Genomic DNA, 12,229 nt, shown 5'->3' on the forward strand with positions numbered 1-12,229 from the left:
ATTAAAGAAGTATGATAATAAAAAACCGGCAGATAAAAATCTGCCGGTTCCACTTTGGTGCGCGAGACGGGACTTGAACCCGTACGTCATACAACACACGCCCCTCAAACGTGCCTGTCTGCCAATTCCAGCACTCGCGCATTTCAGCGACGTGTATTATTATAGCACTGTCACTGGTAAAATGTCAACGGTATTTCGGCAAAATATGAATTTTTTTTGCCTTAGTTTCCGCCGGCCACAACTGAGTACATGCCGAACATCGGCATGACAATGGAAACAATGACGGTTCCAACAATGACCGCAATGATAATGGTCATTGCTGGTTCCAACATGGTAGTCAGTCGTTTGGCGCTGTCATCTGTCTGGTTTTCGTATAGGTCGGCCATTTTCTCCATGGTTTCAAACAGCATGCCGGATTCTTCGCCTACCTGTACCATAGAAACGAGAAGAGGATCGAAGATGCGATACTTCGCCATAGAAGTGCTGATGGCAGAACCAATGCGCACATCATCCGTCACTTCTTTTAGCTGGCTTCGCATGAATTTATTGGGGATTACTTTCGAGGAAATTTCAATGGCGCGTACGATTTCAACACCGGATTCCACCAGTGAAGACATCGTTCGGCAAAAACGTGCAATGTACGACTGCCGCAGCAGCGTGCCGATAACCGGAATTTTCAGCATCATGCGGTCAACCGCAGTGGAAAAGGCTTCTACACGTTTTTTCAGCAGGTAGAAGGTGATGATAAACGCGGCAATGCCCAGTACAACAAGATACCACCATGTGGTTAAAAAATTTGAAATTGCCATGATGTTCTTTGTAAGTGCAGGCAGGTCAGAACCGAATTGCTCAAAAACAAGTGCAAAGTTTGGCAGCACCATTGCATTCATAATAATCATTAAAAGGATTGTGAGTGCAAGCAGAAAAGTGGGGTATCCCATTGCATTGCGGATTTTTGAAGTAATCAACAGCTCTTTTTGCAGAATATCTGCACAGCGCTCAAAAGCGGTGTCCAAGCGGCCGTTGGTTTCGCCGCTCTGCAAAATGTTGACCACAATTTCCGGAAATGCGCGAAACTTTGCCATGGAAACAGAAAGTGCCGTGCCGGTAAAGAGATCGTCATTGATTTCCAGCAGAACTTTCTTTATGCGCTTATCCCGTTCGCCGTCTATCAGCACACTCATTGCTGTGGATAGAGAAACGCCGGACTTCATCATGATCCCCATCTGGTGCAACATGGTCATTAGCTGTTTTTTGGGAATTTTTATGTTGTGAATGTCGGAGGAGCCGAGCTGTTTGGACCAAATAGAATCAGCTTCTGCATCACTGCCGCCTGCTGCGGTCAGTTCCAGTGCAATCAGCCCTTGTTCCTGCAGCAGAGAAATTGCCTCTGCTTTATCATTTGCGGTAATCTGTCCGCGTGTTTTTCGATTCTTTGTGTTAACGGCGAGATATTGATATTGCAATGCGGACACCTCCTTTACCGTTTGTAGTCTTCGATATATTCGGCGGCGGTGGCGGCAGTGATTTTTCCGCCGCGCTGCAATTCGCTGATGCTTTTGTCCATGGTAATCATTCCCTGTGCCACACCGGTCTGCATGGCCTGCAGAATATTTGCCGTGCGTCCTTCCCGAATCAGGTTGCTGATGGCGGGGGTGACAAACATCATTTCAAACGCGCCGATGCGGCTTTTGCGGTCGGCTGTTGGCAGCAGCCTCTGTGAAACAACACTTTTCAGCACCATGGAAAGCTGTGTGCGGATTTGCTGCTGTTGTTCCGGTGGAAAAACGTCGATTAGGCGGTCAATCGTTTTGGCGGCACCAATGGTGTGCAGGGTGGAGAGTACCAAATGTCCGGTTTCGGCGGCGGTTACGGCAATCGCGATAGATTCCAGATCCCGCATTTCACCCACCAGAATAATGTCTGGGTCTTCCCGCAGTGCGGCCTTCAGCGCCCGCGCATAGGAAACGCTGTCCGCACCGATTTCCCGCTGGTTAATCAGGCAGTGTACGGGCTGGTGCAGGTATTCAATGGGGTCTTCAATCGTAATGATGTGACTACTGCGAGTTTTGTTAAACTCATGAATAATGGCGGCAAGCGTGGTGGATTTGCCGCTGCCGGTGGGACCGGTCACCAGTACCAGTCCATCCCGCAGGGAAAGGATGCGGTCAATCGACTGGGGCAGATGCAGGTCCGCAATATCAGGTGTTTGGGCGTTGATAATGCGCAGCACCAGTGTGACCCCACGTGTCTGCCGCATGGCGTTTACGCGGAAGCGTCCGCAGCCGGCCAGCTCTGCTGAGGCATCCACATCGCCGCTCGTGCAGAATTCTTCGTATTTTTCCGGGTTCAGGCAGTGCTGAATCATGACACTGACCGCTTCCGCAGTCAGCACAGGTTGTTCAAGAAAGTGCATTTCTCCGTTAATTCGGTAAGCAGGACGATTACCGGAGGCTAGGTGAATGTCAGAAGCGCCCGCTTCTACACCGCCTTTTATCAATTCCAGAAACTCCATATGTTCCAGCTCCTTTTTGGCAGATTAAAACTGCATGCTGCTGACTTCCAGCATTTCCTCAATGGAAGTGATGCCGTCCCGCACAATCTGCTGCAGGTTTTCGTTGAGGGTCGTCATACCTTCCGTACAGGCAACCTTGCGTACTTCCTCCTGACTGCTGCCGTTTATGATGCAGGCTTTAATGGCGGGGGAAAGGGGCATGACTTCGTGAATAGCGGTGCGGCCAAGGTAGCCGCGGCCGCTGCAGTAGCTGCAGCCTTTGGCGTGGTAGAGCGTTTGCTTTGCATCTTTCGGCAGGCCAAGCAGGGCAAGCTCCTGTGCATTTGCAGGGTAGGCCTCTCTGCAATGTGGGCAGAGCCGGCGCACCAGGCGCTGCGCAATGACGCCTAACATCGCGGCAGAAACCATGAATGGCTCAATACCCATGTCCATCAGGCGGATAATTGAGCTGGGAGCGTCGTAAGTGTGCAGGGTGGAAAGTACCAAATGACCTGTAATTGCGGCGCTGCAGGCAATCTGGGCCGTTTCTGCGTCGCGGATTTCACCGACCATCACCACATCCGGGTCCTGCCGCAGAATGGAGCGCAACACAGCGGCAAAGGTCAGTCCTGTGCGGGAGTTTACTTCCACCTGCGTAATGTTCGGCAGAATCATTTCTACCGGGTTTTCGGCGGTGATGATGTTGATGTCGTCCCGCATGATTTCTTTGAGCGCGGTGTACAGGGTAGTGGATTTGCCGCTGCCGGTCGGGCCGGTCAGCAGGATAATGCCGTGGTTGTTGTGCAGCATTTTATTGAACTTTACAAGGTTTTCCGGCAGAAAGCCGATGTCCTCTTTCACCAGTGAGAAGCCAAGCGCGGTTGTAATTCGAATAACCACTTTTTCGCCGAAAATGCAGGGCAATACGGAAATACGCATATCAATTTCTTTTTCATTGATTTTGTAGTTAATGCGTCCGTCCTGTGGAACGCGCTTTTCCGCAATATTCATGCCGCCGATAAATTTAATACGGGAAACAACAGATGGTGCAAGTTCCGAGCGGGTTTCCATGTACAAAATTAAGTGGCCGTCCACGCGGAAGCGGATGCGCATGGTCTTTTCCTGCGGCTCAATGTGAATATCGCTGGCTTTCATCAGCACGGCCTGCTCAATCATGTTGTTGACAAACCGGATAATTGGCTGGTCGCTGCCGGAGGTGATTGCCTCCGCCTGTGCGTCCTCCTGCTTGGTGGAAAGTTCTTTTGCGGCCGCAAAAGCTTTTTGAGTGGTGTACAATTCGCGGATTTTCGTTTCGATTTTTTCCCGTTCAGCGATAACCGGGTTAATTTTTAGTTTGGTGTAAATGGCAATGTTGTTAATGCCATTGTAGTCCAGCGGGTCTTCCACGGCAAGGGTCAGCACACTGCTTTCCCGCTTGACGGGTGCCGCGTGGGTGGAGCGCGCCAGTTCCTCCGGCAAAAGTGCAGAAAGTGTAGGGTCAATGGTAATCGAAGTCAGGTCGAGGTAGGGAATGGAAAGCTGCTGCTCCAGTGAGCGGATAATCTGCATTTCTGTTAAATATTCATTTGAAATCAGGATTTCACCCAGACGCATTTTAGAGCTTTTCTGCTGTTCCAGTGCCTGCTGCAGCTTTTCTTTGGTCAGTACACCGGAGTTTACAAGAATTTGTCCAAGCTTTAAATTTGTAATTTTCATGAGAATCCTTCCTTTATACGGTCAGCAGTGCGGTGTACCAGCTGAGGAATGCAGAGATTTCGCTGGAAAAGGCTGTGACTGCCGCTGCCGCAAAACAGATAGAGGGGCCAAACGGCAGGTACAGTACTTTCCCTTTCAGCCTGCCGCGCGTGGTCAGGTACAAAATGTGAATGAGCGCAAAAATCAGCGAAAAAAGAAACAGCGGCAGAATTCCGGAAAGCCCGCTAAGTGTGCCTACCGCCGCAAAAAGTTTCAAATCGCCGCCGCCCATTGCTTCCTGATGAAACAGTACGTGACCGAGCAGTCCCATCAGCAGAATGATGCTTGCTCCGGCGGCGGTTCCCAGCAGGGCATTTAGCAAATGTGCGCCTACCGTACCGGAGGGAGCTGCCAACTGATAGAACAGTGCCAGAACAAATAAATTTCCGGAAAACTGGTCGGGAATGATGCGATAGCGCAGGTCTGTAAATGTAATCCATAAAAGCGGCAGTACAGTACCTGCAGCCGCAAAAAGCTGCAGACAAACACCATACTGGAAAAAGTACAGCAGGAACACACTTGCTGCCACAGCGGAAAAAACAGTGCCGTGCGGAAAAAAATATACGCGCTTTTCCAAAAGGGAAGCATCCGGCTGCTCATCATAGTCGCACAGCCACCAGGCCGGAATTCGGTTTAAAAGCAGAACACTTGCGCCGCCTGCTGCCAGCCCAGCTGCCAGACACAGCAGGATGGCTGCGGCGGCATTCACTTAGAAGCAGACGAGGAGGACGAGGCAGTCTGCTGTGCCGCACCGAAGTAATAAAGAGACAGGGACAGGTTTACGGAAACGGTGGAAGCATCCTTTCCGGAGGGTGTGAACTGTACCTGATTGACATAATACGCACCTGCGGATTGCTTTTCAAAGTAATCCAGCAGTTTTTGCAGCTGCGGTACCGTACACATGGTTCCGATTGATACATCAACACTGTAAAGCTGCTCTTTTTCGGAAGAAATTTTTCCGGCTACAGCGGCGGGATTTTGCAATTCTACCTTGGAAGGTGTGATTCCGGCAGTTTTGCAGGCTGTGTCAACATCGTCGGCAGCCTTGCTGCTGGTGATTGAGTTTTTCTGTTCACTGCTTTTTAGCTTTTCCTGCAGAACTGTAATATCTTTCCGCATAGCGTTGCCCTGTGTTATCATATTTTCAAAGTACTGAATCTGCTGCGTGTTTTGCAGGTGTGTTTGTTCCATCTGCGTATTTTTTTCAGAAATCGGTACGTACACAAAATTGAAATAAATCAGTAAAGCAACAACAAGCAGCAGCAGGTAAATCAGGAAGCCGGATATTCTTTTGTTTTTCATCAGTTGCTCCCTCCGGTGCTGCTGGTTTTCCAGCTTGTGAATTTTGCAGGGGTCAGCGTAAAACTGCAAATGCAGCTGCTGTTTGCCTGTATGCTGACGCTGAACGGAATGGAAACGGTAAAGTAGCCGTTTTGTTCAATGCTGTGGCGCAGTTCCAAGTATTTTTCGTAGTTAGAAGTGGTGAAGGTCAGCGCGATTTGCCCGGTTGTGTTGTCAATAGAACAGGAACTTACGGAGGTAACTTCTTTAAAAATCTGCGAATCCAGCTGATTGAAAATTTCTTCGGCTGTACTTTTGCCAAAGGGGAGAAGCGCGCGGTCGGCTTCCAATGCTTTCAACTGCTTTTGCAGGGAAACTTCCTTATCGTGAAGTGCCTGCACCTGTGAAAAGGCCGGATTCGCAAGTAGCTGTTGGTCAAGTGCCAGCTGATTCTTTTGACTGATATATTTGATTGGTTCAACTGCCATCAATATTGCAGCCGCCGCACTGATACCGATAATCAGAACCATTTTGATGAATCCGGCATCCGATTTTTTTTGCACCAGTGCGATGAAGTCAAGGTTGTCCTTTTTACCTGCCTGCAGGATACCGTTGAAAGTAAAAAACGCATCAGCGGGGTAGCCTGCCTGCAGCGTTTCAGAGGTCGGCAGGGGAAGTACTTTGGTAGCTTCCGGGAGTTCACTAATGCTTTTTAGCGGAACGTCCAGCCCCTGTGCGTCCCAGTAGGCGCGGTAATTTGAAAGAGACGCAAGTGCGCCGCACAAAATGATTCCGGTAAGTTCCATACGCTCGCTGGAAAGCACCATGCGCAGATTGCGCACGGCTTCCTCGATGCTGGCATTCAGCAATGTGGTGATGCGGCGCATGGATTCACCAGTGATGGAGAGTGAACCGGTTTCGCCAAGAGAAAGCGAACGTGCAATTTTTACGGCTTCTTCATAGCTGCAGGCGCGGTCCTCCTGTACAATGTCCACAATGTCATCAAACACGCCCTCAAAGGAATGCGAAAAAACCGGTAAACCATTGTGCAGAATCAGCAGGCGCGTTCTTTGAAAATCCAAGTCCAAAATGGCCGCCTCCATTTTGTGGTTTGCAGCAACTACTTTGGCAGCATAGATCAGCCCGGCGATTGGCGGAACAGCGCGGTAAATCTGCAGCCCCTCTGCTAGAAAAGCCTTGCGCAGCGCGGCAATAATCGTTCCGCGCACAGCAAATAAGGTACTGGTGAATTTGCCGGTCAATTCATTCAAAAATCCATATTCGCAGTTTTGTACGATGTAACCGTCGGTGCCCTCGGAAAGCACCGTTTCGGCTTCCAGCTTTGCAAACATGGGCAGATTTTGCGGCTTGCAGGGCAGATGTTGGTATTCTGCACAGACAATATGGTCATTTTCCAGACAAAACACAATTTCTCCGCTCAAGCCGTCGTTTTGGATGCACTGCTTCACAAACCGTGCCAGCAGTGCAGGGCTGTCCAGAGCCTGTCCGTCTTTCAATTCCGGGCGCAGTTCATACTGCTGCGGAATGCCGAAGAGTCTGCGACCGCCTGAATTTGCGGTAACCGGAGTCAGCAGCAGGCTTCGGTTGGAAATTTGAAGAATCAGCAGCTTCAAAACAGATGCCACCACACTTTCTGAAAAATTCGGCGAGTGAGCCGTTTGACTGCCGGTCCACACAAGGGAAAGTAAGAAAACAAGCCCCGGTTTTCGCGGGGCTTGTTTTCTTTGGGGAAAAAATTATGTAAGTCAGGTTGATGATGTTGCAGAGGATGCACTGGATGCATTGGTGTCGGGAAGTACGGATATTACAGTAGTACCTTTTTCTATAGCCTTCGCATTCGCTGGTTTCTTGTCATTATCAGATGTGTAAATTTCATTTCCATCTGAATAATAGGTTTGGTTTGCGCCTCCTTTAATTCGGCCAGTCATATTGTCCAGACCAACTAAACCCTCATGTTTCAGGGCTTCATCAACAGTTAATGTTGAAGCATCAACATTCCATGTGCCAGACTTGGCTTCGGCATAAGCAGACTTCAGCGCCATCTGTACAGTCTGCGCGTTGGAAGCGTTTGTGTTCTTGTTTGCCGTGTTAATAACGTTTGTGATAGTTGGAATTGCAATCAGCGCCAAAATTGCGAGAATTGCAATAACTACGACTAGCTCAACCAGGGTAAAGCCTTTTTTGTTTTTCTTTTTTGCCAGAGTGGACTGCATTTTCGTCTGAATTCGGTTCATTTCGACTATCTCCTTTTAGAAAAATAATATGTTGATGAATCACAATTTAGGAATCAAAAAGCAAATATGAAGTAGGACTAACCGACATATTTCGTTTGAATATGTAAATCAATCCTAAATCTCTAGTTGCATTTTAAAACAGACACGTAAAAAAGTCAGTAGATTTATTGGATTTTAGAACCAAAAATTTAACCGATATATTCTGCATAATGTACAAATTAATCAAAATCATGTGCTATAAATTGATTTATTTTCAAAATGCACTTGAAAAAACGAAACAGTAATTTTATAATTGGAATTATTCATATAGTTATCTGCAAAGCAAAAAAGTATTTGTCAAAATCACAATATAGATACATAGCAATAAAAAATAACAAAGTCGAAAACGATCGCTTGCACATTTGAAAAGGTGGTTTGCATGAAGAAAAAATCTCGGCAGGGTGCGGCGCTGGTTTATGTAATAACCGTGACAGCAGTTTTAATGATTTTGGTAACTGGGCTAGTCTTTTTGGCGGGTATTAACCTGCACTCTTCACAAACGTCGCTCGCCGCGCGGCAAGCCTATCTGGATGCAAAGTCGGCAGTCGAATATGGCCGCGCTTATGTTTCTCTTTACGCACAGCAGGAGAAACAGCAAGCAGAGAATGGTATGACTTTAAAGTGGATTGCGTCCGCCGGCGGAGCAGATGTTTACAACATTAACCAAAAGGCGGCAGTCACCGCCGCACAAACGGGAAATTTACCGGCACAGTTTGGAATTTACATAGGGAACAGTCAGGCGGCATCTTTCAGCAGAGATGCCACAAAAGATCCTGCTATGCTTAGCAGCGGTCCAGCAGTTAGTGACTGCGACATTGGCAGCCTGCAGGCCAGCGTTCCTTATCATTACAAGGGAATTACACAATCCGATGGTGCCGCGGCTAACCGTGTATATAAAATGAATTTCCGTTTTCAGCAGCCGTTTTTTACACAGGTGGTACACCAAAAGCCGAAACCGGAAACCACAGCGGCTAAAATAAACGGTTTTTTGCTGCCCGGCTCCAATTATGGTGCTCATACGGTCATTCCAAATATTAACTCAAACAGTCCCTACATTACACCCAATGCATATTCTGTGTATCCGGTTGTTGTGTGGAACATGATGCAGGGACCCAATAATTTGGACGAGCAGACCCGGCAGCAGTGCAGCCTGACAGCACCGGAGGTTTACCTGATGTGCAAGCCAAAATCTCTGGCTTACTATGATACTTCTTACGGCAGGCTGGTTACCGACTTCGTCTGTTTTAACGGCAATGTTTCCGGACAGGACTACCGTGCAAATCCCACGTCTAATGCTCATGAAAGCAAGTTCCTGCTGCAGAGCCGCACAGTGGGGCAGCGCGGTGTCATTTGTTTTGCCAATGACTGTACAGTAACGGTGGATGGCAATCAGCTGAAGCGGACATTTACCATTCCCAAAGGGTATTATTATTTTAAGGATGGCATGAATCTTTATGATTTGCACAGTGACCTGCGCGACTTTAACGGCAATCAACTGTTGGAACCTGTAGCGGAGGAGAAATTGCCTGCCTCTGTCAGCAGTACGCGGGTAGAAACGATTCAAGACTGCTATGATTCGAAAGACAACAACTATCCACGCGGCTTGATTCAGGGCAATGCGGAAATGCAAAATTCCACATGGAATCTTTGCGCCTACTGGGCTGACAGCTACGGCAATCTTTCCGGTGGATTGCCCAGCAGCAATTATAACGGACACAAAGGGGAGCTTTCCAATGTTTCAGCTTTCCTTTATGTTGCTTCTTCGCGTAGTTGGGGAAATGCTTTTTCAGATACCATGGTGGATGATGCGAATTGGAAGGATTTTCATTTTACGTTGAAGGACTTTGGACTGTCTACAGGTTGGTCCAACGCAGAACAAGAGGCACGCAAAAAATTCGGAGTCTACCGGGCAAAGGATATTTTCATGGAATATGTCAACAGCACGGAAGGGCTTATCGTACCAGCGGGCAGTACAATCGTGCTGCAGGCAAACTCCATGTGGTTCAACAGCACCCGCACAGACGGCACGCTTGGCGGCGGACTGCCGCTTACTGCAGGGGACGCAGGCAGCAAGCTGTATTTGACTTCCCTGAATTTTCAGGATGCTGTTTCACTTACGGTTCCGGCAGACCTGCAGGTGAACTATGCCGGAACAACCTATACCATTCGGGCGGGTACGTATTCCGTGGCAAACAAACTGAATCTTTTCAGCGACGAAGCCAAAGCTTTCTTTGCACAGCATCAAGAGGAAAACAAGTCTTCATCCAGTGAAAGCGGCGGCGGTACGGAATCCGGAAGTACATCATCGGCAGAAAAGGTCAATACGGAAGGCAGTGGTTACTATACGCAGGGATAGGAAAAAATGCGGCGTGCGTTTTCTGTGCGGCAAGCGCGGCGCTACACTGGTTGAATTAATTGCGGCGGTGCTGATCCTTGCGGTGGTTGTTCTGGCTGTTTTCACCGGCATTACTGCTGCACAGAATTCGATTTATGCCAACAGCGCACAGAGTAAGGCTGCCGCACAGGCACAGAGCATGGCGGATACTCTGATGAATCTTGTGAAAAAAGATGGTGTGGCAGCGCAGCTTTCGGGTACTGCCTATCCGGCAGGTGACACCAAAAAAACGACCGATGCGTCAGTGACTTTTCCACAGACAAACGGCAAAAAATATCAGTACCGCATTACCCGGGCCAGCACAGATGAATATTTGTATCATTTTGAGGGAAAAAATCCAAGCGACCCGAAAAAAACAATTTCAGCGGAAGCTTCGGCAAATTTAGAACTTTATAAAATAGAAGTGGCTGTCACTTATCCAGGGACTACCGCAACCAGCTGCGTGCAGCTGACGGCCTATGCAGCTAAGACTGCCTGAAAAATGATTTGCAGATGGAAAGGAAATAGCTTATAATTGACACAACACCCAACTTATTGAGTTGTAGGGGCAAGCCTGCCGCAGCCGTTGTGCGAAAGGGAGTGACAGCGAATGAAACTGCGCAGCAAAAAAGGCCTTACGCTGGTTGAACTGATTGTTACAGTTGCGTTTACAGCAGTAGTCATGGCAGCTGCCTGTACTGCATTGTATGCAGCAGCAGACAGCAGCCGCAAAGCTTCCGCAAATGCAACCGGTCAGCAGAGTGCTAGCTTAGCGGAAAGTTATCTGCGTCGCTACGCTGCAGTTACGACCAGCGTTTCACCTAACAGCGGAGATGTAAAAGGGAAACCGGCCATTCGTCTGTCCTTGACCGCAAACGGTGAAGAACCCGCACTGCTGATTGAGCAGAAAGTATCGTCCACAGAAACTTGGCAGCGAACAGCTTTGGTGGACAACATTGCACAGCTGCAGCTGACGGTGCAGGAGGATGGCTCCCTTGGTTATGCAATTTCCTCGCAGGATACCGCATATACTTATACTGCGTCGCGCAATTCTGCATTTACGCAAAGCGGTGGCATTGTGCTGAACAACTGCTCCGGGCTTGGCGCGTATCGGTACCGGCTTACAGAAGGTGCGGTTTATATGGTACTGCCTGCGGACTCTGCCGCTGGCTGAACAGCTTTGTTTTATTTACAAATGATTAAGAAAGGAAAGAGTACCGATTCTGTGTATTCAAAATAGAACCGTATGAAGTTGATTTCATGGAACGTCAACGGCCTGCGTGCCTGCCTGAAAAAAGGTTTTCTGGATTTTTTTGCGGCAGAGCAGGCGGATGTTTTCTGCATACAGGAAACAAAAATGCAGCCGGAGCAGGCAGAAATAGAACTGTCCGGTTACCGTCAGTACTGGAACTCTGCAGAGAAAAAGGGCTACTCCGGCACAGCTGTGTTTACACGCAGGGAGCCGCTTTCGGTTGCTTATGATATTGGTGACCCGGCGCATGTGGGGGAGGGGCGCAGCATTACGCTGGAGTTTCCGGAATTTTATTTAGTGACGTTTTATACGCCAAATGCACAGCAGGAGCTGGCACGAATCGATTACCGCATGCAGTGGGAGGATGCCGCACGCGCTTATCTGCTTTCTTTGGACGCGAAAAAGCCGGTCGTCCTCTGTGGTGACTTGAACGTCGCACATGAAGAAATTGACCTGAAAAATCCGGCGCCGAACCGCGGAAACGCCGGATTTTCCGACCAAGAGCGTGAAAAATTCACCGAGTTGCTGCAGGCGGGCTTTACGGATACCTTTCGGAAGCTGCATCCGCAGCTGGCCGGTGCCTACAGTTGGTGGAGTTACCGCTTTCACGCACGGGAAAAGAATGCGGGCTGGCGTATTGACTATTTTCTAACTTCGAACCGGCTGTTTCCACAAGTCAGAAGCAGTGAAATCCTTTCGGAAGTTTACGGCAGTGACCACTGCCCGGTGCTTTTGGAGCTTGACGCTGACTAATTTTTTTGCAGGCAGGTGTTTTACAG

Annotated in this window: 11 protein-coding genes and 1 tRNA gene; 4 read left to right on the forward strand and 8 right to left on the reverse strand. The window is 48.7% G+C overall.

Translation table 11 applies throughout. The features are described 5' to 3' along the window. Positions 1-55 precede the first annotated feature (55 nt). The 8 genes from H6X83_RS05800 to H6X83_RS14570 form a co-directional block, all read right to left on the reverse strand. A tRNA-Leu gene (locus tag H6X83_RS05800) sits at positions 56-140 on the reverse strand. Positions 141-221: 81 nt separating this feature from the next. Then, positions 222-1,466 carry a type II secretion system F family protein gene (locus tag H6X83_RS05805; RefSeq protein WP_212508189.1) on the reverse strand — a complete coding sequence of 415 codons (1,245 nt, stop codon included), beginning with the start codon at positions 1,464-1,466 and terminating at the stop codon, positions 222-224. Between the two features lie 14 nt (positions 1,467-1,480). Then, on the reverse strand, positions 1,481-2,515 hold the full coding sequence (locus tag H6X83_RS05810) for a type IV pilus twitching motility protein PilT (RefSeq protein ID WP_212508190.1): 1,035 nt from the start codon (positions 2,513-2,515) through the stop codon (positions 1,481-1,483). A 24-nt stretch (positions 2,516-2,539) separates the two neighbouring features. Then, on the reverse strand, positions 2,540-4,210 hold the full coding sequence (locus H6X83_RS05815) for a GspE/PulE family protein (RefSeq protein ID WP_212508191.1): 1,671 nt from the start codon (positions 4,208-4,210) through the stop codon (positions 2,540-2,542). 13 nt (positions 4,211-4,223) lie between these two features. Further along, positions 4,224-4,958, reverse strand: a complete 735-nt coding sequence (locus H6X83_RS05820; protein WP_212508192.1) for a prepilin peptidase — start codon at positions 4,956-4,958, stop codon at positions 4,224-4,226. Further along, a complete protein-coding gene (locus H6X83_RS05825; protein WP_212508193.1) occupies positions 4,955-5,551 on the reverse strand; it encodes a hypothetical protein in 597 nt (198 codons plus the stop codon). The genes H6X83_RS05820 and H6X83_RS05825 overlap by 4 nt, the downstream gene beginning before the upstream one ends. Continuing rightward, on the reverse strand, positions 5,551-7,164 hold the full coding sequence (locus tag H6X83_RS05830) for a hypothetical protein (protein WP_212508194.1): 1,614 nt from the start codon (positions 7,162-7,164) through the stop codon (positions 5,551-5,553). The genes H6X83_RS05825 and H6X83_RS05830 overlap by 1 nt, the downstream gene beginning before the upstream one ends. A 132-nt stretch (positions 7,165-7,296) precedes the next feature. After that, on the reverse strand, positions 7,297-7,785 hold the full coding sequence (locus tag H6X83_RS14570) for a prepilin-type N-terminal cleavage/methylation domain-containing protein (RefSeq protein ID WP_246419534.1): 489 nt from the start codon (positions 7,783-7,785) through the stop codon (positions 7,297-7,299). A 418-nt stretch (positions 7,786-8,203) separates the two neighbouring features. On the opposite strand from H6X83_RS14570, the gene H6X83_RS05840 reads away from it, so the two are divergent. From H6X83_RS05840 to H6X83_RS05855, 4 genes are all read left to right on the forward strand, one after another. Further along, on the forward strand, positions 8,204-10,180 hold the full coding sequence (locus tag H6X83_RS05840; protein ID WP_212508195.1) for a hypothetical protein: 1,977 nt from the start codon (positions 8,204-8,206) through the stop codon (positions 10,178-10,180). Positions 10,181-10,193: 13 nt separating this feature from the next. Next, positions 10,194-10,697, forward strand: a complete 504-nt coding sequence (locus tag H6X83_RS05845) for a prepilin-type N-terminal cleavage/methylation domain-containing protein (protein ID WP_212508196.1) — start codon at positions 10,194-10,196, stop codon at positions 10,695-10,697. Positions 10,698-10,808: 111 nt separating this feature from the next. Further along, positions 10,809-11,372: a type II secretion system protein gene (locus H6X83_RS05850; RefSeq protein WP_212508197.1), complete on the forward strand. Its 564-nt coding sequence runs from the start codon at positions 10,809-10,811 to the stop codon at positions 11,370-11,372. 72 nt (positions 11,373-11,444) lie between these two features. Beyond that, complete coding sequence (locus H6X83_RS05855) at positions 11,445-12,203, forward strand: exodeoxyribonuclease III (RefSeq protein ID WP_212508198.1); 759 nt, start codon at positions 11,445-11,447, stop codon at positions 12,201-12,203. Positions 12,204-12,229 lie beyond the last annotated feature (26 nt).

This window comes from Caproicibacterium amylolyticum (genome assembly GCF_014467055.1).
GTDB classification, from domain to species: domain Bacteria; phylum Bacillota; class Clostridia; order Oscillospirales; family Acutalibacteraceae; genus Caproicibacterium; species Caproicibacterium amylolyticum.